22 protein-coding genes are annotated in these 25,262 nt (G+C 47.8%); 14 read left to right on the forward strand and 8 right to left on the reverse strand.

What is annotated here, in order from left to right; translation table 11 throughout:
- Positions 1-96: 96 nt before the first annotated feature.
- Positions 97-1,359 carry a serine hydroxymethyltransferase gene (gene glyA, locus EHS89_RS02985; protein ID WP_124924609.1) on the reverse strand — a complete coding sequence of 421 codons (1,263 nt, stop codon included), beginning with the start codon at positions 1,357-1,359 and terminating at the stop codon, positions 97-99.
- A gap of 715 nt (positions 1,360-2,074) precedes the next feature.
- On the opposite strand from glyA, the gene EHS89_RS02990 reads away from it, so the two are divergent.
- Positions 2,075-3,115, forward strand: a complete 1,041-nt coding sequence (locus EHS89_RS02990; RefSeq protein WP_124924610.1) for a GlxA family transcriptional regulator — start codon at positions 2,075-2,077, stop codon at positions 3,113-3,115.
- Between the two features lie 374 nt (positions 3,116-3,489).
- Here the strand turns inward: EHS89_RS02990 and EHS89_RS02995 are convergent, their stop codons facing one another.
- Both EHS89_RS02995 and EHS89_RS03000 read right to left on the reverse strand, forming a co-directional pair.
- The gene (locus EHS89_RS02995; protein WP_124924611.1) at positions 3,490-4,425 is read right to left on the reverse strand and encodes a DUF4917 family protein; all 936 of its coding nucleotides are present in this window, start codon (positions 4,423-4,425) and stop codon (positions 3,490-3,492) included.
- Between the two features lie 729 nt (positions 4,426-5,154).
- Positions 5,155-6,207 (reverse strand): agmatine deiminase family protein, encoded by a 1,053-nt coding sequence (locus tag EHS89_RS03000; RefSeq protein WP_211340276.1) that lies wholly within the window; start codon positions 6,205-6,207, stop codon positions 5,155-5,157.
- A 195-nt stretch (positions 6,208-6,402) separates the two neighbouring features.
- On the opposite strand from EHS89_RS03000, the gene EHS89_RS03005 reads away from it, so the two are divergent.
- On the forward strand, positions 6,403-7,464 hold the full coding sequence (locus EHS89_RS03005; RefSeq protein WP_124924612.1) for an alpha/beta hydrolase: 1,062 nt from the start codon (positions 6,403-6,405) through the stop codon (positions 7,462-7,464).
- A gap of 494 nt (positions 7,465-7,958) precedes the next feature.
- Here EHS89_RS03005 and EHS89_RS03010 read toward each other — a convergent pair whose 3' ends face one another.
- Positions 7,959-8,858 (reverse strand): LysR family transcriptional regulator, encoded by a 900-nt coding sequence (locus EHS89_RS03010; protein WP_124924613.1) that lies wholly within the window; start codon positions 8,856-8,858, stop codon positions 7,959-7,961.
- Between the two features lie 147 nt (positions 8,859-9,005).
- On the opposite strand from EHS89_RS03010, the gene EHS89_RS03015 reads away from it, so the two are divergent.
- Positions 9,006-9,380 (forward strand): nuclear transport factor 2 family protein, encoded by a 375-nt coding sequence (locus tag EHS89_RS03015; RefSeq protein ID WP_124924614.1) that lies wholly within the window; start codon positions 9,006-9,008, stop codon positions 9,378-9,380.
- Between the two features lie 240 nt (positions 9,381-9,620).
- Here EHS89_RS03015 and EHS89_RS03020 read toward each other — a convergent pair whose 3' ends face one another.
- Together EHS89_RS03020 and mnmL are read right to left on the reverse strand one after the other, a co-directional pair.
- Positions 9,621-10,235, reverse strand: coding sequence for a hypothetical protein (locus EHS89_RS03020; protein WP_124924615.1), 615 nt, complete (start codon positions 10,233-10,235; stop codon positions 9,621-9,623).
- 151 nt (positions 10,236-10,386) lie between these two features.
- Positions 10,387-11,295: a tRNA modification radical SAM protein MnmL/YtqA gene (mnmL, locus tag EHS89_RS03025; RefSeq protein ID WP_124924616.1), complete on the reverse strand. Its 909-nt coding sequence runs from the start codon at positions 11,293-11,295 to the stop codon at positions 10,387-10,389.
- Between the two features lie 380 nt (positions 11,296-11,675).
- Between mnmL and EHS89_RS03030 the strand changes: the two genes are divergently transcribed.
- The 3 genes from EHS89_RS03030 (at position 11,676) to speB (ending at position 14,839) form a co-directional block, all read left to right on the forward strand.
- On the forward strand, positions 11,676-12,686 hold the full coding sequence (locus EHS89_RS03030) for a TRAP transporter substrate-binding protein (protein ID WP_124924617.1): 1,011 nt from the start codon (positions 11,676-11,678) through the stop codon (positions 12,684-12,686).
- A gap of 113 nt (positions 12,687-12,799) precedes the next feature.
- Positions 12,800-13,726 carry a LysR family transcriptional regulator gene (locus EHS89_RS03035; RefSeq protein ID WP_124924618.1) on the forward strand — a complete coding sequence of 309 codons (927 nt, stop codon included), beginning with the start codon at positions 12,800-12,802 and terminating at the stop codon, positions 13,724-13,726.
- A 135-nt stretch (positions 13,727-13,861) separates the two neighbouring features.
- On the forward strand, positions 13,862-14,839 hold the full coding sequence (gene speB, locus EHS89_RS03040) for an agmatinase (protein ID WP_124924619.1): 978 nt from the start codon (positions 13,862-13,864) through the stop codon (positions 14,837-14,839).
- Positions 14,840-14,988: 149 nt separating this feature from the next.
- Here the strand turns inward: speB and EHS89_RS03045 are convergent, their stop codons facing one another.
- Positions 14,989-15,585 carry a helix-turn-helix domain-containing protein gene (locus tag EHS89_RS03045; RefSeq protein ID WP_124924620.1) on the reverse strand — a complete coding sequence of 199 codons (597 nt, stop codon included), beginning with the start codon at positions 15,583-15,585 and terminating at the stop codon, positions 14,989-14,991.
- A 334-nt stretch (positions 15,586-15,919) separates the two neighbouring features.
- Between EHS89_RS03045 and EHS89_RS03050 the strand changes: the two genes are divergently transcribed.
- The 4 genes from EHS89_RS03050 to EHS89_RS03065 all read left to right on the forward strand — a co-directional run bounded on the left by EHS89_RS03050 (position 15,920) and on the right by EHS89_RS03065 (position 19,716).
- Positions 15,920-16,246: a hypothetical protein gene (locus tag EHS89_RS03050; protein ID WP_124924621.1), complete on the forward strand. Its 327-nt coding sequence runs from the start codon at positions 15,920-15,922 to the stop codon at positions 16,244-16,246.
- A 2-nt stretch (positions 16,247-16,248) separates the two neighbouring features.
- Positions 16,249-17,274 (forward strand): L-threonine 3-dehydrogenase, encoded by a 1,026-nt coding sequence (gene tdh / locus EHS89_RS03055; RefSeq protein WP_124924913.1) that lies wholly within the window; start codon positions 16,249-16,251, stop codon positions 17,272-17,274.
- Positions 17,275-17,295: 21 nt separating this feature from the next.
- Positions 17,296-18,510, forward strand: a complete 1,215-nt coding sequence (locus EHS89_RS03060) for a glycine C-acetyltransferase (protein WP_124924622.1) — start codon at positions 17,296-17,298, stop codon at positions 18,508-18,510.
- 423 nt (positions 18,511-18,933) lie between these two features.
- A complete protein-coding gene (locus EHS89_RS03065; RefSeq protein WP_124924623.1) occupies positions 18,934-19,716 on the forward strand; it encodes a 3-hydroxybutyrate dehydrogenase in 783 nt (260 codons plus the stop codon).
- Between the two features lie 250 nt (positions 19,717-19,966).
- Here the strand turns inward: EHS89_RS03065 and EHS89_RS03070 are convergent, their stop codons facing one another.
- Positions 19,967-20,461, reverse strand: coding sequence for a cyclic nucleotide-binding domain-containing protein (locus EHS89_RS03070; protein ID WP_124924624.1), 495 nt, complete (start codon positions 20,459-20,461; stop codon positions 19,967-19,969).
- 454 nt (positions 20,462-20,915) lie between these two features.
- Here EHS89_RS03070 and EHS89_RS03075 point away from each other — a divergent pair, with 454 nt between their 5' ends.
- The 4 genes from EHS89_RS03075 to EHS89_RS03090 all read left to right on the forward strand — a co-directional run bounded on the left by EHS89_RS03075 (position 20,916) and on the right by EHS89_RS03090 (position 25,228).
- Positions 20,916-22,190 carry a flavin-containing monooxygenase gene (locus EHS89_RS03075; protein WP_124924625.1) on the forward strand — a complete coding sequence of 425 codons (1,275 nt, stop codon included), beginning with the start codon at positions 20,916-20,918 and terminating at the stop codon, positions 22,188-22,190.
- 82 nt (positions 22,191-22,272) lie between these two features.
- The gene (locus EHS89_RS03080) at positions 22,273-22,692 is read left to right on the forward strand and encodes a RidA family protein (RefSeq protein ID WP_124924626.1); all 420 of its coding nucleotides are present in this window, start codon (positions 22,273-22,275) and stop codon (positions 22,690-22,692) included.
- 3 nt (positions 22,693-22,695) lie between these two features.
- The gene (locus EHS89_RS03085; protein ID WP_124924627.1) at positions 22,696-23,367 is read left to right on the forward strand and encodes a DUF1028 domain-containing protein; all 672 of its coding nucleotides are present in this window, start codon (positions 22,696-22,698) and stop codon (positions 23,365-23,367) included.
- Positions 23,368-23,533: 166 nt separating this feature from the next.
- On the forward strand, positions 23,534-25,228 hold the full coding sequence (locus tag EHS89_RS03090; RefSeq protein ID WP_124924628.1) for a DEAD/DEAH box helicase family protein: 1,695 nt from the start codon (positions 23,534-23,536) through the stop codon (positions 25,226-25,228).
- Positions 25,229-25,262: the final 34 nt, after the last annotated feature.

Consider the following 25,262-nt stretch of genomic DNA (forward strand, 5'->3'; position numbering starts at 1 on the left):
TCGGTATCAGTAGACTTAGACTGCCAGGTGTTCAATTCAAATTAATGGTCGGCTTACTTGTAAACCGACTTATTGATACTTTTCTTACTTACTCTTTTACTTATAAACCGGATAGTCAGCGCACAGTGCAACAACCTGTTGCTTAACTTCAGCGATCTTCGCTTCCAGTGCTTCTGGCTGATTCAGTACATCCAGCAGATCAGCGATCCAGCCTGCCAGAGTACGGCAATGCTCTTCTTTGAAACCGCGAGTCGTGATAACCGGAGAACCGATACGCAGACCTGAAGTCACAAACGGAGACTGTGGATCACCCGGTACAGCGTTCTTGTTTACAGTGATGTTAGCGCGGCCCAGGGCAGCATCAGCATCTTTACCTGTCAGACCCTGTTTGATCAGGCTCAGCAGGAACAGGTGGTTCTTAGTACCGCCGGAAACGATTTCGAAACCGCGCTCGATCAGTACTTCAGCCATCGCATTAGCGTTCTTAATTACCTGCGCCTGGTACTCTTTGAACTCAGGATCCAGCGCTTCTTTGAATGCCACCGCTTTTGCAGCGATTACGTGCATCAGAGGACCACCCTGACCGCCCGGGAATACTGCAGAATTCAGTTTCTTTTCCAGCACGTTATCGCGGGACAGGATCAGACCACCACGTGGACCACGCAGGGTTTTGTGAGTGGTTGTAGTCGCAACATCAGCGAAAGGAACCGGGTTCGGATACAGGCCCGCAGCAACCAGACCGGCAACGTGTGCCATATCAACGAACAGGAAAGCGCCAACTTTGTCAGCAATCTCGCGGAAACGCGCCCAGTCAACAATCTGAGAGTAAGCAGAGAAACCAGCAACGATCATCTTCGGCTTGTGCTCAACCGCCAGACGCTCTACTTCGTCGTAATCAATCTCGCCGGTTGCTTCATTCAGGCCGTACTGAACAGCGTTATAAATCTTGCCAGAGAAGTTTACGTGGGAACCGTGAGTCAGGTGACCACCGTGTGCCAGGCTCATACCCAGAACAGTGTCGCCCGGCTCGCACAGCGCCATGTATACCGCAGCGTTTGCCTGAGAACCTGAGTGTGGCTGTACGTTAGCGTACTCAGCACCAAACAGCTCTTTAGCACGATCCAGCGCCAGCTGTTCAACGATATCTACATATTCACAACCACCGTAGTAACGCTTTTCAGGGTAACCTTCAGCGTACTTGTTGGTCAGCGCAGAACCCTGGGCCTGCATAACGCGAGGGCTGGTATAGTTCTCAGAAGCGATCAGTTCGATATGCTCCTCCTGACGAACTTCTTCCTTACCAATCGCTGCCCACAGCGCATCATCGTATCCCTGGATCTGGTCATTCTTTGTAAACATCTTTATCTCCACGCCTAGCCAATTACGGCGGACTTAGGGAAGGTTCAAACAGGCCCGGATAACCATCTGGCGTTCTGAAAAATTCAGAATCAAGGCAGCACTTTGCAGGAATGTTACAACCTTTCAATATGTGCTAACGCAGAGTCTGTAGTTTTCAGAAAGCCCCGAAGGGCGAACACTGAAGCCAGCATCTGCTTCGTTATAGATTTTATAAAGGACTACAGCCATTCACTTCAATCTATGCCTTGCATCTGCAGACTTCAGTGTCCGCAGACGGCCATCTGGACCTATTTGTACCTTCCTTTGTTATTTTTGTTGTCTTTAGGGACAACCCGGGAAGTCGCTATAGAAACGGGCTATCCCCTAAAAAACTTCCATGACAGCGATACTAGCCCCTCCCGGCAATGTCGCTATGCTCGAACGCGTCCCGGGTGTGCCCATTTACGACAGTCGCGAAAATCCAAAAAATCACGTCGCAACTGGGATACTCCAATGACAGTTACCAAAACCGCCGAACAAGCACGCCTCGCTATATATGACTTCTTCACTTGCTAGTAACTAATAGAACCCTGCTTACTAAAGTACGAATTAGTTATCTAAGTGACTGACTTTGTAGGCGGTTCTGAACACCGATCTTCGGCCTCTTCAGTACCTCGGGATAGAATTGATCTAAGATGCAGGCTATAGTCCGCACAAATAAGACAGGGCGGCAGTAATGGCCAATAACCAGAAAAAACGTGATTTCAGCTCAACCATGCGCAGCAGTAACAGTCAGTTCCTGCCTTCGGACAATGCACCGGAGCGTCCGGTTAAGATTGGTTTTGTATTGCTGGAACACTTTTCACTGATGGCTTTTACCGCTGCGGTGGATACCCTGGTGACCGCAAATCTGGTCCGCACCGCCCCTTTGTTTGAACATATCACCCTGGGTATCGATTCCCGTAAAGCGTTAAGTGATCTGGGTATTGAGATCGCTACTAATGCCACCTTGGAGCACTTCGCTATCGAGCATCGCGGCAGTATCGATATCCTGATTGTCTGTGGCGGCTTCCGCTGTGATCTTGAACAAAACCCAAAACTAACCGAAACCCTCAGAGCTGCCGATAAACTAGGGCTCACGCTGGGAGGCATATGGAACGGCAGTGTCGCTATCGCTCATGCGGGTCTGCTGGACGATCAGTCCTGCTCTGCCCACCCCGACAACCACGCCTATATCCGTGAACAGTTCCCCAAAGTTCAACTGGCGGATACCGCATTAGTAGTAGCTGAGAAACGCGCCTCATGTGCCGGCCCGGTAAGCGCCCTGCAGATGATGCTAACTCTGGTTGATCAGTATTACGGCGAAGATACCACCCGTGCGATCCGTGAGATCCTCAGTTGCGATCAGGTCGCCGAAAGCAGCGGCAAAATGAAACTTCAGGCCGGTGATGATCCGACCCTGCCCGAAACCCTGCGTACGCTAATGCAGCTGATGGGCAACAATATTGAAGAGCCCCTGACGTTGGAAGAACTGGCTGCTCATGTGGGTATTTCCCGCCGACAAATGGAGCGTCTGTTCCAAACACATTTGGAAACCAGTCCATCCCGCTATTATCTGGAACTACGCATCACCCACGCGCGGCGGCTGTTATTACAGAGTAATGAGACCATTACCAATATCGCCCTGGCCAGCGGCTTTGTCAGCACCAGCCATTTTAGTAACTGTTACAAAGATTACTTTGGGGTTTCGCCTACGACGGCAAGGGCTAAAAAATAGTTGCTAGAACGCCGCTGCGCGGCTTGCTAGACGCAACTTCGTTGCTTGCTAGTTGCTAGAAGAAACCTTCTTAGCTTGGTGTGGATGTGTGACTGGAGTTGGTGGCTTCGTAAGATAGGTTTTAAAGGCCAATTACTAATTTACTCTGACCCCAATAATCATTTTTCTTTGGCCAATATCGTCAAAGTGGGTCAGATGCTGCGCACGTAGGACAAGTCCGCCTGAATACCGTGAAAAGGCATTCAGGTGGGAGTAAATGGTCGGAAATTATGGTTTTTCGGGCTGATATAGCCTGATGGGGCTCACCTGAGCGAAAGAAGCTACTTAATCGCATCTACCTTAGTTTTATTCTGCCCCCATTTTCCCCTTCTTCTTTAAGAAGTACCCCAAATACTCCAGTTTGAAAGTTCGTGCTTAGAAGAATCTACTAACTTAATAATTCTGCCTAAACGAGTATTCAAAGTAGCTTGAAGATGAGCTACTTCACCAGTATTCATTTGATCTAGATTATATTGATAGTATGTAATGTCATCAATTTTAGAAGCCTTTATTGCATCAACAATGTGACCATCAACATCTGGACTTAATCCATGCCCATATATATCAAGATCACCACTCATTCCTCTTAGGTTTTGATAACAGAATGATAAGTATTCATTTTTCTTAATACTAGATAACTTTTCTTGTGATGAACCCTCAGAGATAAACAAAGGCAAGCTGTTTTTATTAACTATCCTGTCTTTAATTGCATCATCAAGTGTTATAAACTCACCTTTACCAATTTTAACAACCTTGTTCCCTTCGTCAAATACAAACAAAGCCCCATGTAAAAAAAATATTGAGTCACCATTATTCGGATCAGCTCTATTCAGATCAAAATCACCCTTAAAGAAAAAATCATTTATATTAAAACCATCTTTTCCCTTCCGCCCCCAATATAAGTAAATATCATAATTAGTCGTGAAAACATTAGAATATTTTTTTAGCGCTGAATTTAGTGCTTGAGGATCAAGTCCATCATCTCTTGGCCCTCTAGGGTTCATACCTCCTATTGCCTCAATTAATTTTGATTTAATTTCATCAGAGATACTTTGGCTAACTATTACTTGCCCATCAGTAATAGCCTCAATAACATCACGTGCATCTTTTATTTTAGTGAGAAGATGTTCAAAGTCATCAGTGTCAAATTGTTTAAAAAGTCTTTCTACTGCTGGCGAAAGGCCACCTGAAACCCTCTCACGTAGCGATGTATATGAAAATTTTTTTGATATTGAGATAGAAAGGCCGTTACCAATTAAAAGATTGCTCATTACTTTCCTTAGCTTATATACAAATACTAGATATTAAAATTATTCAATAAAAAATCAGAGACTTTAACTACATTAATAACGAACGTAATACCGAAACATACCCACTGTTCCATAGGTTCTAACAAACTATTCAAGCTAAAGTTATGAGAAAAAGTTTTAAATAAATTACTTCATTCTCGTCCGCTGAAAATGAGTAAACTCATTTGATCAGTTGCGCAGTATTTGTTACTTGTAGGTGCGCGTATCCTTTGTCTTGATAGTGCCTTATCATGGATTGATAGACAATTGATCTGAAACGGGTATTGCTCATTTTGGTTTGTTGCTTATCTTTGGCATTGATAGTTGCTGAAAGTCTGATTTCGCCTTGAAGGCGAGCCAAGACCTTTAAACGGCCAAAGGTCTTAACAATCTAAAGCCGCCCCTGCTGTTTGGTTGGCTACGCCAACTCCCCTGCGCGTTTCGTTTACAAACAGCGCTGCGACAGGCTTTGCCTGAACAGCTTTAGCTGGCCCGAAGGGTAGACGTTTTCGTCTATAAACTCGCAGGCTTCGCCCACTCAAACAGTCCTCGCTCTATCTGTTTATAAACTCCAATGCTCAGCTGCACAGAAGGGGGTTAATTATCCGTGCCAAACTAAACTTACAGTGTGTAAATTTTGATAAATCTGAAAAGAAGGCTTTTACGTTTTTCCTAGCGACGTCTAGCAAGTGACGAAGTCACATCTAACTACTAATTTTCAAACCTGCGAAGCTTCCGAATAACCTCCGCTGTACGATCACCGCTCTGCTGCCAAGACAGACAGCGCACCGATCCACCCAGTTTACAAACACCCTTTGCAGGCACTGGTATCACTGTCTTTTCGCTATTCTTAGCGATCAGTTTCATCACATCGTCGCTTTCGATATCACCGAAGTGAGGCATATAGATAAAGTTAGAGGTGACAGTGGCATTGAGATTGATACCGCAGGCACTGCCTACTGACAGTTCACTATCCCCTTCATCCCATTTAGCATCGACCTCGATCAGTCGGATACCCGGGAAAGCACTTTTCAATTCATCCAGTACCCGGGTGCGAAAGGTCCCTTCGTAGCGGTTAACAAAGAGGGTATTTTCATCACTGAACATCACCATGCCATCGCTGTGAGCCATCACCGGGTCATCGCCAGGAATAATGGCGACTTCGGTTGCCCCCAGGAGCTGTTTCAGGGCGGCGATCCCCTCTTTACGACTTAAGCGATTATCTTCCAGAAAACGTTCGGTGGTGATCACCCGACCGGCGTAGTTATCGACAATATTGCCGCCATCCAGTAACAATTTTTTACTCTTATAACGCGCTTGATCAAAACCGATGCCAACCTGCTTGAGGAGATAATTAAAGTCTGCCTGAATCTCATCAGCTTCAGCGTAATTATTTTCAAAGGTCGCCGATGTATAGCGGAACTGAACAGGACGGTATGGATTAACGGTTGTGAAATCCCGCATCCAGATATGCTGCGGGTCGCTCTCTATCAGAATCTGCTCCGGTACTCTTCCGGTAAAATAAGGTCGGGTCTCAGCATCCACCAGGATCAGGATCTCATCATGCCCTAGCACCGCATTGGCATAGACGATATCGAATTCGATAATGTCATCGAACACCTCCGCGTAATAGAGATCATCCTCTGTATCCACAATGGAAGGCGCAGCGATCACAATCAAGTCTTTCTGATCTGCTATCGCTGGCGATGTCGAAAAGAACAGTGCCATAAGCGCAACACAAAGCCTGTTTAGCATAAGATTCATCAGGAGCTCACTAGTCGAGATAATCAAAAGCCGAACATTACCTAATGTATAGCGCTTTTTCTAGCAAGTAACGGAGCCACTTCTAGCGATTCGAACTTGTTCGACGTTCTAACTCAAGCTAAGCGCTTCAGGCTATACTCTTCAACAGGTTAAGTATTTGGTCATTCTCCTAGCGATTCCATAGAAGGAACATCTATGCTCTGGTTTACTCTGTTTTTTATCATCTCGCTGATCGCGCTTTGGGCTTTCATAAAGATCGCCGTCACCGGTGAAGACCTGTCACAATACGACACTCCGGTTGAGCCGTTGTTTTACGATAAGCCTGCGTCACCACCCCACTTTGAACTTGAGAAACAGTTCACTAATGTAGATCCTACATTTGCCAAACTATCAAAACAGCAGCAACTGCTGGCAATGCGAAAAACCATGGATAAAGCGGGCCTGAGAGGTACAACAACCGCATCATTCATTAGTGCTGATGCAGCCCCGGTTGAGGGTGAATGGGTTATGACAGAAGACGCAGACCCGGATAAGCGATTGCTCTATATCCATGGCGGTGGCTTTATGATGGGTAGCCCCCAGAGCCATCGCATAATCACCAGTAAACTTGCCGAAATCAGCGGCGCTGCGGTGTTTGCAGTTAACTATCGTAAAATACCTGAGAATGCCCGTCTTGACTGTATCGAAGACTGCCAGGATATCTATCGCTGGCTGCTGGATAATGGCCCGCAGGTTGAACAGCCGGTACGGCAACTTATAATTGCCGGCGATTCTGCGGGTGCTAACCTGTGCTTATCCCTGTTAGCCTGGATTCGCGAAAATCAGTTACCGGCACCCGCAGCCGCTATCGCACTCAGTCCGACAACTGACAGCACACTTTCCAGCCCCAGCATTATTAAGAATTTAAACCGCGATGCGATGTTACAAAACTTCTTTAAACCGATTGTCCGCATCCCTAAAACCCTGCTGCTATTAACCAGTTGGATTAATGCCCAGGTTCGGCCTAATGATCCTGCTATATCACCGATTCATGGTGACCTTAGCGGGCTCCCTCCACTACTGATACAAGCCAGTGATTCTGAATGTCTGATCGATGATGCCCGACGCTATACCAACAAAGCACGCATCGCTGGTACTGATGTAACCTTGCAGATATGGCGGGAAATGATGCACGACTGGCACCTGTTTGAACCCGAATTAGATGAAGCCAAAGATGCTTTTGAACAGATCCGTATATTTCTGAACAAGCATAGCTAATCAGTTACCAGATCAAGGGGGTCAGAGTTGTAGAGCGAACTATAAGACGGGGACGGGGACAAGCTCATCTCAACTTTAATTTTACTCTGACCCACTTATACCACTTACAAGCTATCCTGCCCTTCTTCGATTGCTACCTCAATATCTTCCATTTCTTCGTTAGAGAGCATATTCCCACCTTTTTATAGAATGTTAAGTGACTGAAAAGCTGTAATGCCAATAACCAGGCATTCATTATCGACCAGTCAGAATTTTCAGGCCGAACAATACGAGAAAGGTTGAGCTAAAAGAATCCCCACAAAAGGGCAGTTCGAGTGTTGATGGAATCAGAGCGTTGATACAGATCAACGGACATGAATATGAGTCATACTAGTCTCATATTAATAAAGACTTATGCATTTTTTCTCGTAAGCAACAAAGGTCAGCTAGCCTGAGGCACCGTCACGATCAGCCAGCTTACTCAGGGGTCTGGTAAACTAAGCGAAGCAATTTATTCAGCGGCTTAATGCTCCCCTAACTGCATCAAGACACACACTGACACTCAGCGGCAGATTCTGACTATAAGGATGGAGTGCATAAACCGGATTCACCGGAAGCAGATAATCGGGAAAGACCGGTTGTACTTGCGGTTGGAGATTATCTATCAGAAAGTCTGGAATAATCCCGACTCCGGCCCCCGATTGAATCAGGGTCAGGCAGGTATAAAATGAATCGGCTTTACAGCGAGCCTGCGCTACATAGCGAATGATCTTGTGTTTAGTTTTTCCCGGGTTATTTGTTTCTATACGCCTGAACTCATGAGCTATCTGGCTCGCCTGCCAGGTATTGGCAATATAAGGTGCTTGGTCAATGCCTCCCAACTCAATATCTGCCCGCTCAATCAGTGCCGGGCTGGCGCACAGCTGATCTCGGAATTCACCTATACGCTTCTGCTTCAGGCTACTGTCATTCGAGGGGCCTACTCTGATCGCCAGATCAATATCATTCGCCATCAGGTCTAACGGGTGATCATTGCTGATCAGTTCAGGTTCGAGCAGCGGGTACTGTTGCATCAGTTTGCCGATAGCAGGAGCGATCAAAGTGTCCATCAGTGCATTAGGTGCAGTAATGCGCACTAACCCCTGTGGCACCTGCAAAGTATTCTGAGCCTGTTGCCAGGCTGAATCGGCTATCTCATTCAGCTTCTTACATTGTTGAAAAAAAGCATCCCCCGCCGGGGTCAGGCTTTGCCGACGCGTAGTGCGCTTGAGTAATGTGATACCCAATTCCTGCTCTAAGGTTTTAAGATGCTGACTCACAACCGACTTAGACAACTGCAGCGATTCAGCGGCAGTAGTGATCGACCCGGTTTCAACAATATGGGCAAAGACTGACATATGACGAAGTTGGTTCATTACATTTACCTAAAATGACCCGCAATTATTGTCCGTAAAAACAGAACATTAAATTCTAATACCTTTGTTTTTCTACCTCAATATTATCTTTACTCTCTGCTTATCAATTCAATAATCGCAGAGCTTAAGCTTGCAGAGGAATTCAGAATGTCAGATCAAAAACTATTAGCAAAATGTCAGGCCGGTATTAACGCATGGCAGCAAGCCTTTAATCAGCAGGATGCCATAGGCTGCGCTGTCCGCTACACGGCAGATTCCGTTATGAATGCCCGCCCTTTTGGTACTTTCAAAGGGCGTCAGGAAATTCAGGCTTTCTGGCAGGATATTATGGATAAGGGCTTTACCGATGTGGAGTACACAGATGTTAACTGGGAAGCTGCAGAAGATCAGGGCTATATACTCAGTTCAAGCTGGACCATGAACAAAGCCTTTGGCGTAGTACACAGAGAACACTGGATCATCGAAGAAGATGGCGAAGCTCGCTTACTCACCGATGATTTCGAAGTACAGGGCGAACGCTAGTCCGATATCAATAAAGGCATAATGATAGCGGCATAATGATTGCGGCATAGTCATCCTGGGTTACATTCAGTTACCCGATATTGCCTGAAGCTCCCATAAAAAAGCACCCACAAAAAAACCGCCCAACGGCGGTTTTTTAAAAGCTATCTTACGAATAGCATGAAGCTTACCTTAGATTCTCACAAGCGGCGAAAACCACATTCCAGCCAAAGGCGTTTGCTCTACTGGATTAATATCAGATTACTTGGCGAAGAACGATTCTACCGCTGTTTGTAGCGCTGCTGGATAGGTAACTCCCGGAAAAGCAGATCCGTACGGCTTATGCTCAACATAATATGTATTACCGTTTTTATTAAAGGTGTAGCCAAACTCTTCCGGCGTAGCGACTGTCACAGTACGATCAATTACTTTAGACGGCGCAAAGCTGGCATTAGTAATACGACGGACAGTACTGCCTTTGTCGTCTTTGACAACGGCATAATCACCGTGGGCAAAACCTTTAGGCTTGCTACCACTATCGGTTACCGCATTGATAGAGGAAACTAAACTGTCCTGATTGAACGTACCTTTTGTATAATCGCTCATACCGATGAACATGAATTTCTTTTCGCTGTACTGAGCTGAGCTGATAGTCCCTTTAGATATATTACTGTCACCGATCAGGTTGGCTGATTTATCGCTTTTGCCATCAGTCTGTAGGTAAACAGCAGTAGTTGCCCATGGAGAGCCTGCTTTCAATACCTGATTAACTGTCATCTTATCGCCTTGTTCGGCGATGGCGCAGCCTGACGTTACAACTAATGCTGCTGCGATACAGGCATACTTTTTGGCTAGTGTCTTAACTGTGTTTTTCATTTTATTCTCACTCAAGCAATGGATATATTTCAGTGAAGCAAATATAACCTGCGTACATTGCTTGAGAATTTCCCCAACATTACAAAACTGTAAGGTTGGGGAAAGAATTAAGATTTACAGTGCTATCTGGTTAATGGAAAAGCCAGGCCGACTAACAGCGCAAAAGACTACTACCCTGCCCACCTTCGGCCACCAGCCGCTGAGCTATCTGGTTAAGTACCGGCCAGCGATCATCACACCAGTCCGGCGCCAATAGTGTTGGTTTGCGGGCTGTTGCAGAGACCCTGTGCATCACGACGTCCCACGGCGTCTGTTGAATCATTCTGGCTGCCACATCGACATAGTCTTGCTGTGCAATGGCCTGGATTTCCCCATGTTTCCACTGTCGGGCCATCTGACTCCCCCTGACAATATGCAACGGATGCAGCTTTAAGCCTTCGCAGCCCAGGTCTAATACTCTATCGAGAGTAATCAGGCTATCAGTTGGCTCTTCGCCGGGCAGACCTATAATCAAGTGCGTACAGATTTTCAGACCCCGCTGATGTGCCCGCGTCACAGCATCCACATAAGCGTCAAAGTGATGCCCTCGATTGATCAGGTCCAGAGTTTTATCAAATGAGGATTGCAGGCCAAGTTCTAACCAGACTTCGTAGCCCTGTTGCTGATACTCCGCCAGAAGATCCAGTGTGGCATCAGGAACGCAGTCGGGTCGGGTGCCGACACAAAGTCCAACAATATCGGTGGTGGTCAGCGCTTCTTCATAAAGGCGCCGCAGCTCTTCAACTTCCGCATAGGTATTGGTGTAGGTCTGAAAGTAAGCCAGATAGCGTTTAGCCCGCATACCCGGTTTACTATTTTCCAGCTGCTCTCGAATACTCAGTTGAGAACCGGTTTTACTACTGAATGAGGCGTTATTGCAGAAGGTACAGCCTCCCAGCCCGGAAGTACCATCTCGGTTCGGACAGGTAAAAGAGGCATTGATGGTCAGCTTATGAACCTTCTCACCAAAGCGTGATTTCAGATCCCTGCCTAAGCCATTTATATGTTCATATAACTGCATATAACACCCACATACTCTGCCAACGTTTAAAGGTGAAACATCATAGGCATCTGTGAATTAATAGCGTTGATATTAATCAGAACGGGAATAAATCAATGTCAGCCAAACCTTATAAAACGGACTTTACTCTTCTCTGATAAATACAGGAAACAAGGCTTTACGCTTTTCTAGCTACCAACGTTCTGACCAGTATCGAAACCGCAATCAGGCTGCCTGGCAAAGTCTGTTTCCGTTTATAGTTTCCAATCTAAGCAACTAAACAGCAGAATGTTTGCATTTATTCACATCAACATTTAACGCAGGATAATTCCAGACTTGTCATACAGGGCAGTAGTCCGCCGCAGGTCTCTGGTGATAAACACAACTACACTGAGGTTGATATGAAATATAAAAATAATAATGCCATCGCGTTATCCCTGACCGCAGCACTTCTGGTAGGTAGCAGTAGTGGCTTCGCTGCAACAACCTGGAAGATCGCAGGCGGGGATTCTGAAGGTAGCTCACAACACGCATTCGGACTGAAGTTTGTGGAGCAACTGGAAGCTAATACTGACAGCGAATTCAGTGGCCAGTTGTTCATGAGTAGTCAGTTGGGCAGCGAGCAGGATACTGTTGTTGAAGCAGGCCTTGGCACGCTGGACTTTTCAATTCTGGCAATTAATAACGTCACACCATTTTCACCGACCGTTGGTGTCTTTACCCTGCCTTACGTGATTCAGAGCCTGGAAGAAGCCGAACTCCTAACTCAGGGTGAAGTTGGGGCCGAACTGGTTGAAAACACTGTAAATGATGCCGGTGTTCGAATTGTTGGCTGGGCCTATACCGGCTTCCGGGTATTAACAAACTCCAAGCAACCTATCGAGACATTAGAAGATCTGCAGCAGGTCATTGTTCGGGTACCGAAGAATGAGATCATGATTGATACTTATAAGGCCTGGGGGGGAAATCCAACTCCTATGGCCTGGTCGGAAACCTTTACTGCGTTACAGCAGGGTGTCGTTGATGGCCAGGACAACCCTTATGTTACAGTCGACGCTATGAAATTCGACACCGTTCAAAAATATGTGACCAATATTCGCTATATCTTCTCTATCGAGCCGTTGATCATGAGCGAAAGCGTTTATCAGGCACAAACACCTGAAATACAACAGGCAATTATTGCCGCAGGCAAAGTCGCTACCAAGCATAGCGCAGAGTTCCTCACCGCTAATGAGGCACGGATTAAGCAGCAACTTATCGAAAAAGGCATGGTAATAAACGATCCGGCAAACGGTGAAAAAGAGTGGATAGAAAAGGCGACCACCGCGGTATGGCCAAAACACTACGACAGCATTGGTGGTAAGGATAAACTCAACCGCATCCTACGCCTGCTTGGTCGGGACGAAGTTTAAGTCGACTGCTAGCTTCTATACTAAATAACCATTTCTGAGTTACCTTGCAGGCTATGCCTGCAGGGCTTTTTTCGGTTAACCTGAAGATTATCCAGTCATCAGAAGTACTACCTATGAAACGATCCAGCCTCTCAGGTCAGATTGCCGATATCGATCTGAAACTACTACGCATCTTTAAAACGGTAGTAGAATGCGGCGGGTTTTCTGCCGCTGAAGTCGAACTTAATATTGGCCGTTCCGCTATCAGCCGACAGATGTCCGACTTAGAAACCCGACTGGACATGCACCTGTGTCAGCGAGGTCGTTCCGGCTTTCAGCTGACTGAACATGGCCGACTGGTTTATGAAGCGACGCAGGAGCTGTTGGTTGATCTGGAGAAGTTCCGGGCGAATGTTAATGCTGTCCACAGTCGCCTGATTGGCGAACTGACGCTGGGACTGACCGATAATATGCTCACCGATCCCAACTCACCGGTGGTTGATGTACTGGGAGCTTTCCATCAGCAGGAGCCTGAGGTCAAAATCAATCTACAGGTAGCCGCACCTAATGAGGTCGAGCGGGCTGTTATAGAGGGTCGATTTAATATCGGTATAGTGCCCCAGCATCATGAACTACCAGGGTTAGAGTACTATGACCTGTACCATGAAACATCGCTATTCTACTGTGGCCACAATCATCCCTTATTCAACACTCCGGCAGCCCGGCTCAGCCTAAATACTATCAGCCAGTATGACTTTATTGCGCCTGGTTACACCCATTCGGTCATGCTAAAGGAGCAATTCCCTCAACTAAAGGCCTGCGCCACCTCTTATCAGGTGGAAGGGATTGCAACCCTGATTCTCAGCGGCCAGTACGTTGGCTTTTTGCCAAAGCATTACGCTGCACTCTGGCATGATAAACAGTTAATACGAGCTCTGCTGCCTGATACACTCAGCTATCAGGTACCCTTTAAAATCATTGTCCGACGGGACTCCCGTCCTAACTTGTTACGTCTGGCACTACTCAAAGCCTTTAAAGAATCTGATATTACGCCACTTTAAAGAGCCCTTAAAAAGGACCTGACTCGTAGATAGATTCAGTTTCCTTTTCAGGCAACTTTACCTGCTATATTTGCCATTTATTGCACACACCTCACAGCATAAAGTAAACCTTTATCACTCTGTTGAGGTACCGATATGCTTAATCCCCAAGCACTTAGCTTTAGCCCTCTGGCTTCTGAAACTGTTCCCCGCTATGCCGGTATTGCTACTTTTATGCGCCTGCCCCATTACACTATTGCCCAGGCGCCGCAGGCTGATATTGGGTTATATGGTATTCCCTGGGACGGCGGTACAACAAACCGTGCAGGTGCCCGCCATGGACCACGACAGATCCGTGATGCATCTGCTCTGATGCGTAAAGTACACCCGGTACTTAAACTGAGCCCTTTCAAACTCGCCAACTGTGCTGACTTCGGCGATGCACCGGTCAACCCTTTACAGATAGAACCCACACTGGACATGATTGAACAGTTTGTCTCTGAAATGGTTGAACAGAATATTATGCCACTCGGGGCTGGAGGCGATCATCTGGTCAGCCTGCCGGTATTGCGTGCACTGGCCAAAAAACACGGCCCTTTAGGTATGGTACATTTCGATGCACATACCGATACCTGGGATCGATATTTTGGTGATTGTAAATATACCCATGGCACCCCCTTTCGCCGTGCTATTGAGGAAGGAATACTCGATCCCAAGCGGATCGTTCAAATAGGTATAAGGGGCGGACTCTATAGTGAAAGCGACGATGACTGGGGCCTGGAACAAGGTATTCGGGTGATGCGCATGGAAGAGTTTACCGAATTGGGTGTCAACAAGGCGCTGCAAATTGCCCGTGATGTGGTCGGCAATCAGGCAACCTATATAAGCTTCGATGTTGACTGCCTCGATCCAGTCTTCGCCCCCGGTACCGGTACCCCGGAAATAGGAGGTTTAACAACCGTAGAAGCACAACAGATGGTACGGGGCTTACGTGGACTAAACCTGATCGGCGCAGATCTGGTAGAAGTCTCTCCACCATTTGACCCCAGCGGCGCTACCGCCCTGGTTGGTGCCACTTTGATGTGGGAGATGCTCTGCCTGCTAGCTGAAAAAGTTGATCAGCAGAAGCGATAGACAACCCCCAGGCAGACATGGCATCTCACTTCGATTATCGCGGTGAGGTGCTCCGCCGGCAATCGGGCAATGCCTTTTCGTTTACCCTGGCTACTCACAAGTTTCCAAGCAGCAATCTAGCAGCTAAGAGAAGTGCTATTTGTGTAGCGCTACTGGCTGGTCACAACCAGGTAGCAGATGAGCTCATCATCGCCGCAGTTGTCGATGCTGTGCTCAAGATCACCACGATAGTGCGCTGAATCACCCTCAGCCAGATTACGGCTGTTATCACCGGCGGTTAGCCGGGCTGCTCCTTTAGTCACTGTCAGCAGCTCTTTAGTGCCTTCAAAGTGTGGCGCGCTCACCAGACTAGCCTGGGGTGCGATACGTAGCTCGTAGAATTCGATATTCTTTTCCATGTGTAGCGGCGAGAGCGTACGAATCCGACACTCATCATCGGCACGGAACAGGTTGTTAGCATCATCGCCATGCACTACTTCAATAGTCGATGCAGCCCATGGCTGATCAACCAGCTCACCGATAGTGATACCAAAGGCCTGCGCGATACGAAAGGTAACCGCCAGGGTGGGATTCGCCTGGCCTCTTTCAATCTGGCTCAGCATCGAACGACTAACGCCGGATGCAGCAGCCAACTGATCCAACGTCAGTTTATTTTTCTTTCTTAGCTCTGTCACCCGGCTGCACAAGACCTGACTGGCGGGGTCTATGTCGGCCTTATTACTTTTTTTAACTTTATCTGAGCTCATTTATAACTATCCACTATAAGGGAATTATTTCTTGTATCCGGGAATTTATTCTTCTAAGATACCGGAATGATTTCTTGTATATTAAATATCACCGCAAACAAATGCCACTCTTGTGACATCTTATATTGCCGTGTCGACTCTCCCCTTATCGCTTTCCGGCAACGCTCGGATGGTCAGGTCCTGCCTGAACGAATGTGTAGCTAAACGCCCCTCTTACTGATACCGCTGCTTCATTTACCAGGTTAATTTATAAATCTGGCACCGGAATCAAACACCTGCATACCGTTTACCGCTGATAAGACCGCCCCATAAGGCGCTGGAAGAGAAGACTATAATGAACGAGATCATCGATTATTTTGTACCGGCACAAGATCCTATTCTGGGAATTAACCCGGCTAATGTTGTGACAACACTCGATGCTGATAACTGGCAATCTAAAGCGCTGACTTTCCAGATCAGCTGGTCACAGCTATATGTATATCTGAGTAAAGCAACGAATACGCGACGACGTAAACACTACTACTGTGTCAGTGTTTACGATATTGGTAAGCAGGAAAGCCAGTCCAGAAGACTGTTTCTGACACTCAACGAAGCATTGGAATACGCCAATGCCGGTGCCGCAAGCCTGCAAACCCTGGCTGCCTTTGAGGAGGCTTCATGAATATGAAAGCACTGGTCAAACGAGAGTCAGCTCCGGGACTTTGGTTAGAAGAGGTACCTGTCCCGGAAGTGGGCATCAACGATGTGCTGATTAAAATTAAACGTACCGCCATCTGCGGTACCGATATGCATATCTATAACTGGGATAACTGGGCCCAGAATACGATCCCGGTACCTATGGTCATTGGCCACGAATTTGTTGGCGAGATTATCGAGGTCGGCTCCAATGTAAACGATTTTCAGTGTGGTCAGTTGGTCTCCGGTGAGGGGCATGTGGTCTGCGGTCGTTGTCGAAACTGCATGGCCGGTCGACGCCACTTATGCGCCCATACCAGCGGTATTGGCGTAAATCGCCCCGGTGCATTTGCTGAATTCCTGGTACTACCGATGTCGAATGTATGGGAACACCGTCCCGGCATTGACCTGGATATCGCATCCCTGTTCGATCCTCTGGGTAATGCCGTCCACACCGCGCTGCAATACGATCTGCTCGGCGAAGACGTACTGATTACCGGTGCCGGACCTATAGGCGTAATGGCAGCAGCCGTTTGCCGACATGCCGGTGCCCGTCACATAGTTATTACCGATATTAATGCCAAACGCTTAGCTATGGCTAAACGCTTAGGTGCCACTTGCACTGTCGATGCCAGTCAGGAAAGCCTTGCCGATGTCAGACATAAACTGGGCATGTCCGAAGGCTTTGATATAGGCCTTGAGATGTCTGGCAGCCCTGCCGCATTAAATGATCTGCTAATCAATATGTGTCATGGCGGTAAGGTTTCTATTCTCGGCATTCCAGCCGATGAGGTCAGCATCGACCTGAGTACGGTGATTTTCAATATGTTAACGCTAAAAGGGATATACGGTCGGGAGATGTATGAAACCTGGTACAAGATGTCAGTTTTAATCGAATCCGGATTAGATATTTCACCCGTGATTACCCACCGCTTCGGCTATGCCGATTTTCAGCTGGGATTTGATGTAATGAATAGTGGCGAAGCCTGCAAAGTAATACTGAACTGGGAATAAGCCAGTGTCCGGGAGAAACGTATGAACAATAGATTTCAGGATCATATTGGTAGTGAGCTGGAAGCGATTGAAGCCGCCGGATTATATAAACGTGAACGGCTTATCACCACCGCACAAAATGCCCATGTCGGCGTTAATACAGATGCCAACTCAGATAAAAGCTCTACAAAAGAGGTTCTGAATCTCTGTGCCAATAACTATCTGGGCCTGGCACAGCATCCGGCCGTTAACGCTGCGGCCAGAGAGGGATTGGAAAACTGGGGCTACGGTATGGCCTCAGTTCGCTTTATCTGCGGTACTCAGGTGCTGCATAAGCAACTGGAAGATAAGCTAAGCGAATTTCTGGGAATGCAAAACACTATCCTTTATCCCTCCTGTTTCGATGCAAATGGCGGCCTGTTCGAAACCATTCTGGGACCGGAAGATGCGGTTATTTCCGATGAACTGAATCACGCCAGTATTATCGATGGCGTGCGGCTGTGTAAGGCAAAACGCTATCGTTATCGCAATAGCGATATGGCCGATCTGGAAGCACAGCTACAAGCGGCCGATAAAGACGGTGCCCGTTTCAAGCTAATCAGCACCGATGGCGTGTTCTCAATGGATGGCTATATCGCCCGCCTGGATGAGATATGTGACCTGGCTGAAAAGTACAATGCACTGGTGCATTTCGACGATGCCCACGCTACCGGTTTTATCGGTGCCGGTGGTCGTGGCACCCATGAGTACCGCAATTGTATGGACCGGGTCGATATCATCACTGGTACTCTGGGCAAAGCACTGGGCGGTGCCAGTGGCGGTTATACCAGTGCCAGCAAAGAGGTAGTCGAGCTGCTGCGTCAACGTTCGCGACCTTACCTGTTCTCTAACACCGTAGCGCCACCGGTAGTCGCCGGTGCACTTAAGGCGATTGATCTGGTGACTGAATCACCCGATCTTCGCAACCAGTTACAGGACAATACCGCGCTCTTCCGAGAAGGCATGGCAAAACAGGGCTTTGACCTGTTACCAGGTGAGCACCCTATCGTGCCGGTTATGCTGCATGATGCAGTACTGGCAAGCCAGTTTGCTAATGCCATGCTTGAACTGGGCGTGTATGTGGTGGCTTTCTCATTCCCCGTGGTTCCCAAAGGTAAAGCCCGAATTCGTACCCAGATGTCAGCAGCCCTGACTAAAGATGATCTGGAATTTGCGATTGATGCCTTTGGCAAAGTAAAAAAACAACTGGGGATTTAATGGCCCGAGCGGCGAATGCTCAGATAAAAACGCTCTTTCCTTGCTGGGAGTCTGCTGTATCCCGTAGATTCTAGCGAGGAAGCAGCCTTTATGGCTGATTGATTCAAGCGAATACAAAGCTATTTAATAAGAATCAATGTGACAGTATGACCCAATTCAGTTTCTCCCCGGTAAACCAGTATTAAGCCCGACAAACTACCGACCTGCACCCTGACTGCAAACGCTCCTGGCACAGATAACCCAGGCGCATGAATCATTAATCCCTGCCCTGGGACGATCAAGATATTACCGCGCTTAAAAATTTCATTTGTTACTTCTGATAAAAAAACATAGACTACTTTTCACTCAAACACTGGCTCATTGGTATTACCAATTTAAACCGAGTTAGAATATAACTATAAATAAATATCAGGAGACTAATCTATGCTACAGGGCAAAAACGCAATTATAACGGGCTCTACAAGCGGAATTGGCTTAGGAATAGCCACTGCATTCGCGAAGTCTGGCATAAACGTTATGTTAAATGGATTAGGTGATCCGGTTGAAATTGAATCAATCCGACAAAAGCTCGCTAAGCAGTATGGCGTAGAGGTCATTTATTCATCTGCCGATATGACACAACCGGCTCAGATCCGGTCAATGGTAGAGTCCGCTATCCAGCATTTTGGCACAGTCGATATTCTTGTGAATAATGCTGGCATTCAACATGTAGCCCCCGTAGATGAGTTTCCTGCAGAGAAATGGGACGCAATAATAGCCATCAATCTGTCCAGTGCTTTCCACGCAATTCAAAGCGCCTTGCCCGGTATGAAACAACAAGGCTGGGGCCGTATTATCAATATTGCGTCAGCCCACGGACTGGTTGCTTCACCCTATAAATCAGCCTACGTGGCTGCCAAGCACGGGATAGTCGGACTCACCAAAAGCGTTGCACTGGAAACCGCCGAACAGGGTATTTCTGTGAACGCAATCTGCCCCGGCTACGTCATGACGCCATTGGTAGCCAACCAGATTCCGGATACGGCTAAAGCCCGGGGTATCACAGAAGCTGAAGTTAGACGCGATGTAATATTGGCGGCACAACCCAATAAAACATTTGTTACCACCGAGCAGCTGGGTGAGTTTGCAGTATTCCTTTGCGGAGAAGCAGGTGCAGCCATTACCGGCTCGGCTCTGCCCATGGATGGCGGCTGGACAGCACAATAAGCAATTGAGCCATCTTAACAGATCAGAACCAGCAATTTGCTACGCTTGAATAATGGATTATCGCGTAGCCAATGCCTGATCACTAACAGGTAGCAAGATAACGCAACAGCCTGAGCTCTTTAGAATAATCAGATATGCCTGTATTACCTTAAACAACAAAACAGAGCCTGAGTCCCGTTACTCATACATTACTATTTACCTAAGGGTCACGGCAGATACAGCGTTAAAACAGCATGTCATTGATAGGAAATTATTCATTGATCCGCCAACCGGTACTTTTACCGATCACATCCTCCAGCATGGCGATTTCGCGGGATAGTTCACGCGCCAGATTAATCATAAACAGACCAAAATCTGCTGGGTAATCCAGGTGCAGATCGAAAAACTGAGTCGAGCTGACCTCTAGCACTATGCTGTCTTCAAAAGCGATTTCGGTGCCACTATTGGGAATCATAGCGATCATGGTATCAAAGCCGATCTGCTCACCGGCAATAAAGTGTCGGGTTAATACATCGTGCCCTTCACAGTGTTTATAAAAAGCGATATCCCCCTGCAGCACAATTGTAAAACCGGTCACCTCTGCCTGGTAACCTTTCAGTACCTCGCCCTGCGTTAACGAAACGACACTACCTTTGCTAATCAGGTCAGTAATGGCCGCTTCAGAGATCGCTCCAAAGGTAGACAGACCACGAAAGTAGTCCAACCCGAGTTCATCAATGATTGATTGCGACTCAAGTATCTGCATGACGCACTCCTCATCTGCTAACCAACAGACTTTATGTCTATACAGTAGCCGACACCTCAAAGCCGGGATTCCTCCCACTTCACAATAGCTCCCTGAATGCTATTCAGATTAGCAAAAGAACTTGCATAGTTTTTTTTAATACATTTGTAAGGTTAATAATATTTTAATAATGCAGCGAGTTTTCATAACCTGATTACAGGATCTGATGCGATCGCGGTAGCTTCTGACAATTAAGCAGATATAGCCCGTCTGACTAACCAGTCAGGCAGTGCGTTAAGCACTTAGCACCGGAACAGATACGCAGGATACAGATTCACACCGACATCCAATCGTTTATCCGGATGTCTGGCAAGCAAGCCCGATAAGGCCACTTGCAATAACAACAACAGTTCATGCTGAACGCTGTACAAAAACTGACCAAAGCCTCTGATGCTAATTACTGGAGAGAATAAGAATGACAACACGCACAGGTGAAACAATAGAAATAGATACGCTGATTATCGGCGCCGGTCAGGCTGGGGTGGCCATGAGCGAGCATCTGAGTAAACTCGGCGTTCCCCACCTGGTACTGGAACGTAATCGTATCGCAGAACGCTGGCGTACAGAGCGTTGGGACTCTCTGGTAGCAAACGGTCCGGCATGGCATGACCGTTTCCCGGGACTGGAGTTCGAAGGCGATCCTGAAGCTTTTATTCCTAAAGAACAGGTAGCAGACTACTTTGTTGCTTATGCGGAGAAATTCAACGCGCCTATCAGAACCGGCGTTGAAGTAAAGAAAGTTGAACGTAACGTGGACCGTCCAGGCTTCACAATTGAAACCTCTGAAGGCCTGATCGAAGCAAATCGTGTGGTTGCGGCAACCGGACCTTTCCAACGCCCTGTTATTCCAGCAATTGCACCTAAGACTGAAGGTATCACCCAGATCCACTCCGCCGAATACCGTAATCCTGACCAACTACCAGAAGGCGGTGTGCTGGTAGTCGGTGCTGGTTCTTCCGGCGTACAGATTGCCGATGAACTACAACGTGCCGGTAAGCAGGTTCATCTTTCAGTAGGTGCCCATGACCGTCCGCCACGCTCATACCGTAACCGTGACTTTGTCTGGTGGTTGGGTGTACTGGGTGAATGGGACGCCGAGGCGATGAAGCCTGGCACCGAGCATGTAACCATTGCCGTAACCGGCGCCCATGGTGAAAAAGGTACGGTTGATTTCCGTGCCCTGGCACATCAGGGTATTACGCTGGTTGGCCTGACAGAAGCATTTAACAATGGCACCGTGAGCTTTAAAGAAAACCTGGTAGAAAACGTTAACCGCGGCGATAAAAATTATCTGGATCTTCTGGATGCAGCCGACGCTTATATCGAACGTAACGGCCTGGATCTGCCAGAAGAACCTGAAGCACGCAATATGCTGCCTGAACCCGACTGCATGACCAATCCGGTACTTGAGCTGAACCTGGCTGAAGCAGGTATCACTTCAATCATCTGGGCAACTGGTTTTGCGGTTGATTACAGCTGGTTGAATGTTAATGCCTTCGACGAAGCTGGTAAACCGGCGCATCAGCGCGGTGTATCCACCGAGCCGGGCGTTTATTTTGTCGGCCTGCCATGGTTATCACGCCGTGGTTCTACCTTCATCTGGGGTGTATGGCACGATGCGAAGCATATTGCAGATCATATCGCTACGCAGCGTAAATACAGCGCTTATCGTGATCCTTCGCAGCTGTAAGTCATCTGCATATGTTCAAGGGTAGGCCGACTGGCGCTACCCTTTTTTACCTTTAAGAATTTAGTTTATTTGGAGTAAGCAGATGCCGACTCATACCCGAATCCGTATGTTCAACACGAAAGAGACCTATCCGAATCAAACTCTGGATAACGATCTTTGTCAGGCGGTACGCGCAGGTAACACAGTCTATGTCCGGGGCCAGGTTGGCACCGACTTCGAGGGTAATCTGGTAGGTCTGGGCGACCCGGGTGCTCAGACCGAACAGGCGATGAAAAACGTCAAACAGCTCTTGGAAGAAGCCGGCTCAGATATGAGCCATGTAGTTAAAACCACTACTTACATTACCGACCCCCGGTTCCGCGAAGCGGTTTATAAAGAGACCGGTAAGTGGTTCAAAGGTGTATTCCCTATCTCAACCGGCCTGGTTGTTCAGGCGCTGGCCCAGCCAGAATGGCTGATGGAGATAGATATTATTGCCGTGATCCCAGACGATGAGGCCTGAGTTATGACATTTTCCGTTGCAGGGGTCTGCCCTGATACCGGCATGGTTGGCTGCGCCATCACCTCTTCCAGCATTTGCGTTGCAAGTCGTTGTGCCTTCGTCCGCAGTGGTACCGGTGTTGCGTTAACACAGAATATCACTAATCCGGACCTCGGCCCCCTGGCGCTGGATCTGATGAATGAAAAACTAGCACCAGCTGACGTGATGAAAGCACTGGCGAACGAAGACAGTAATGTACAGTGGCGTCAATTAGGCGTGCTGAATCTGGCTGGTCAAAGCGCTACGTTCAGTGGCGCTGAAGCACTGGGAACCTTCGCAACTGCCGAAGGTAAAAACTGCATCGCGATGGGTAACCTGCTGGACAATACCGCTGTCCCACAAGCGATGATTGATAGCTTTGAGAACAGCAGCGGCCATCTGGCAGAGCGTCTGCTTCAGGCACTGGAAGCCGGTCTTGCTGCCGGTGGTGAACTGGGACCTATTCAGTCGGCCGGATTACTGGTTGCCGCAGAGCCCAACTGGCCGGTTGTCGACCTGCGGGTGGATTGGCATATAGAGCCAATACATGAGCTGCGTATGGTCTGGAGTAACTATCAGCCCCAGATGGATGCCTATATCACCCGCGCCAAAGATCCGGCTAATGCTGAGTCATATGGTGTACCCGGGGACGAATAGACTGACATATTTCAAAAACCGTAGTCGTTCTGACTGCGGTTTTTTTTGCCCTTTTAAAGTCGCAATGACACTCTCTTCGTGTTCGGGAAAACAGTACTATCCTGACTACTATGTAAATCTTCACTACCAGCACCTCCAATACAACCAACAGAAGATCTATTGAGATATGCGCCGGACAGAACATCATGAGAGCGAATACCATGCCTGGAATCCGGGTATCAGTACTGAACTACCCTCAAGTCTGTTCCGACTGGAAACCCTTTACCAGTCGCCATACACCTCAACCGGGTTTGAAGAACTTCAGGAACTAACCCGGCTAACCGGTATTAAACAGGAGCGGCTGGTCGCTTTTACCCCTGAACGACTGGTACTGCACGAACTGATTATCCGGATCACCGCTGACATCCTGGTAGAGGAAGGACCCGAGGAAGAGATGCTGGGACAACGCTTTCGCCAGATAGCTCACCGAATACTGACAGAGTACATTGCACCTTCCCGACAAGCGCTTGAAGACTGTTTTGAAAAGCTGCAGCAGGAAGTACAACTTCAGGTACGGGAAATTCTGCAGCAAACACTGTTTCAACCGGTCCCGAGCATGCCCGTTCAATCCAAGGGTTTCTTTGCGCGCTTGCGCCGTCAGCCAGCCCGGCCCCTGTTATCTATAGAAGAACAACAATATCTAACCATTAAGCAGTTCAAAGATCAGGGCCTACAGAGCAGTCGCCCCTATGACAAAGCGCTGTACAAAAGCCTGTATGTCATTCTCAGTGCCATGGCAACGACCAGCGGCCGCATCATCCGGGATCCCGACTTGCTGACCACACTGATCAGCCGACAGATGTGCAACGATTACGGCAGCCGACTCATCGGCCAGATGTTAGACCCGATCATCCGTCGGGCAATCCATCAGGAAGGCTATAAAACGATACTGCCAACGGAGAAACCCATACTCATCAGCCTGAAAGGGGCTTCGGCATCTGGCAAGAGTACCCTGCGCCCGTTATTACATGAAGTGATCCGACAACAAGGTATTGAGTCGGAAAGCTTTGGCACTATCAGCCCGGATATCTGGCGACGCCTGCTACTGGACTACGATAGCCTGGGCTCAGATTATAAATATGCCGGTCGTCTCACCAGCAATGAAGTAAACATTATTGACCGCAAGCTTGATCGCTATATCCGGGCTAAAGCCCAACAGGATCGTTCGATCCCCCATCTGATTGTTGATCGCTTCCGTTTTGACAGTTTCACCACCAAACAGATCGCAAAGGTATTACATGGTACTTATGCCAGTTACGTCGACACTATGCATATGTACTTCATCATCACGCCACCAGAAGCCACTGTTGAGCGGGGCTGGCAAAGGGGACTGGAACGGGGTCGCTATAAGTCGGTGGAAGACTTTCTGGGTCACAGCGTCGAAGCGTACAGCGGTATGCCGAAACTGTTGTTCAAATGGCTAGCCTACGACAAACCAGTATTCAAATTCAGCTTTATGGACAACAGCGTCGCAAAAGGAGAATCACCGCTAACAATCGCCTGGGGCTCGCAACAGGCACTCAATATTATCGACCCTATGGCGCTGATTAATATTGAACGCTATCAAAAGATCAATATCTACGCTGAAAATGAGGCAGAGGTTTACCCAGATAGCGAACAGTTTGATGTCCGTCATAATTGCGGCTTCCTGCGGCAGTGCATCAGCCGTTTACCCAGGGTTAATTTTCTCACTGCAGCTGATTCAGAGCCCTATCTGGTCATAGAAGGAAAACAGACGCGTATTTTAAATACCTCGCAATTGGAGGCTCTACGCCGTTGCGCTGAACTGGATGATCTGTTCAACATACTGCTGAATAACTAGCCCTCACTCCTCTACCCTCCTCTTTCGGATCTCT

This window comes from Amphritea balenae (genome assembly GCF_003858655.1).
GTDB lineage: Bacteria > Pseudomonadota > Gammaproteobacteria > Pseudomonadales > Balneatricaceae > Amphritea > Amphritea balenae.

Excerpts from the sequence above, each read along its gene's own strand:
- glyA (WP_124924609.1), bottom strand. The coding sequence starts at position 1,359 with ATGTTTACAAAGAATGACCAGATCCAGGGATACGATGATGCGCTGTGG.
- EHS89_RS02990 (WP_124924610.1), top strand. The coding sequence starts at position 2,075 with ATGGCCAATAACCAGAAAAAACGTGATTTCAGCTCAACCATGCGCAGC.
- EHS89_RS02995 (WP_124924611.1), bottom strand. The coding sequence starts at position 4,425 with ATGAGCAATCTTTTAATTGGTAACGGCCTTTCTATCTCAATATCAAAA.
- EHS89_RS03000 (WP_211340276.1), bottom strand. The coding sequence starts at position 6,207 with ATGAATCTTATGCTAAACAGGCTTTGTGTTGCGCTTATGGCACTGTTC.
- EHS89_RS03005 (WP_124924612.1), top strand. The coding sequence starts at position 6,403 with ATGCTCTGGTTTACTCTGTTTTTTATCATCTCGCTGATCGCGCTTTGG.
- EHS89_RS03010 (WP_124924613.1), bottom strand. The coding sequence starts at position 8,858 with ATGAACCAACTTCGTCATATGTCAGTCTTTGCCCATATTGTTGAAACC.
- EHS89_RS03015 (WP_124924614.1), top strand. The coding sequence starts at position 9,006 with ATGTCAGATCAAAAACTATTAGCAAAATGTCAGGCCGGTATTAACGCA.
- EHS89_RS03020 (WP_124924615.1), bottom strand. The coding sequence starts at position 10,235 with ATGAAAAACACAGTTAAGACACTAGCCAAAAAGTATGCCTGTATCGCA.
- mnmL (WP_124924616.1), bottom strand. The coding sequence starts at position 11,295 with ATGCAGTTATATGAACATATAAATGGCTTAGGCAGGGATCTGAAATCA.
- EHS89_RS03030 (WP_124924617.1), top strand. The coding sequence starts at position 11,676 with ATGAAATATAAAAATAATAATGCCATCGCGTTATCCCTGACCGCAGCA.
- EHS89_RS03035 (WP_124924618.1), top strand. The coding sequence starts at position 12,800 with ATGAAACGATCCAGCCTCTCAGGTCAGATTGCCGATATCGATCTGAAA.
- speB (WP_124924619.1), top strand. The coding sequence starts at position 13,862 with ATGCTTAATCCCCAAGCACTTAGCTTTAGCCCTCTGGCTTCTGAAACT.
- EHS89_RS03045 (WP_124924620.1), bottom strand. The coding sequence starts at position 15,585 with ATGAGCTCAGATAAAGTTAAAAAAAGTAATAAGGCCGACATAGACCCC.
- EHS89_RS03050 (WP_124924621.1), top strand. The coding sequence starts at position 15,920 with ATGAACGAGATCATCGATTATTTTGTACCGGCACAAGATCCTATTCTG.
- tdh (WP_124924913.1), top strand. The coding sequence starts at position 16,249 with ATGAAAGCACTGGTCAAACGAGAGTCAGCTCCGGGACTTTGGTTAGAA.
- EHS89_RS03060 (WP_124924622.1), top strand. The coding sequence starts at position 17,296 with ATGAACAATAGATTTCAGGATCATATTGGTAGTGAGCTGGAAGCGATT.
- EHS89_RS03065 (WP_124924623.1), top strand. The coding sequence starts at position 18,934 with ATGCTACAGGGCAAAAACGCAATTATAACGGGCTCTACAAGCGGAATT.
- EHS89_RS03070 (WP_124924624.1), bottom strand. The coding sequence starts at position 20,461 with ATGCAGATACTTGAGTCGCAATCAATCATTGATGAACTCGGGTTGGAC.
- EHS89_RS03075 (WP_124924625.1), top strand. The coding sequence starts at position 20,916 with ATGACAACACGCACAGGTGAAACAATAGAAATAGATACGCTGATTATC.
- EHS89_RS03080 (WP_124924626.1), top strand. The coding sequence starts at position 22,273 with ATGCCGACTCATACCCGAATCCGTATGTTCAACACGAAAGAGACCTAT.
- EHS89_RS03085 (WP_124924627.1), top strand. The coding sequence starts at position 22,696 with ATGACATTTTCCGTTGCAGGGGTCTGCCCTGATACCGGCATGGTTGGC.
- EHS89_RS03090 (WP_124924628.1), top strand. The coding sequence starts at position 23,534 with ATGCGCCGGACAGAACATCATGAGAGCGAATACCATGCCTGGAATCCG.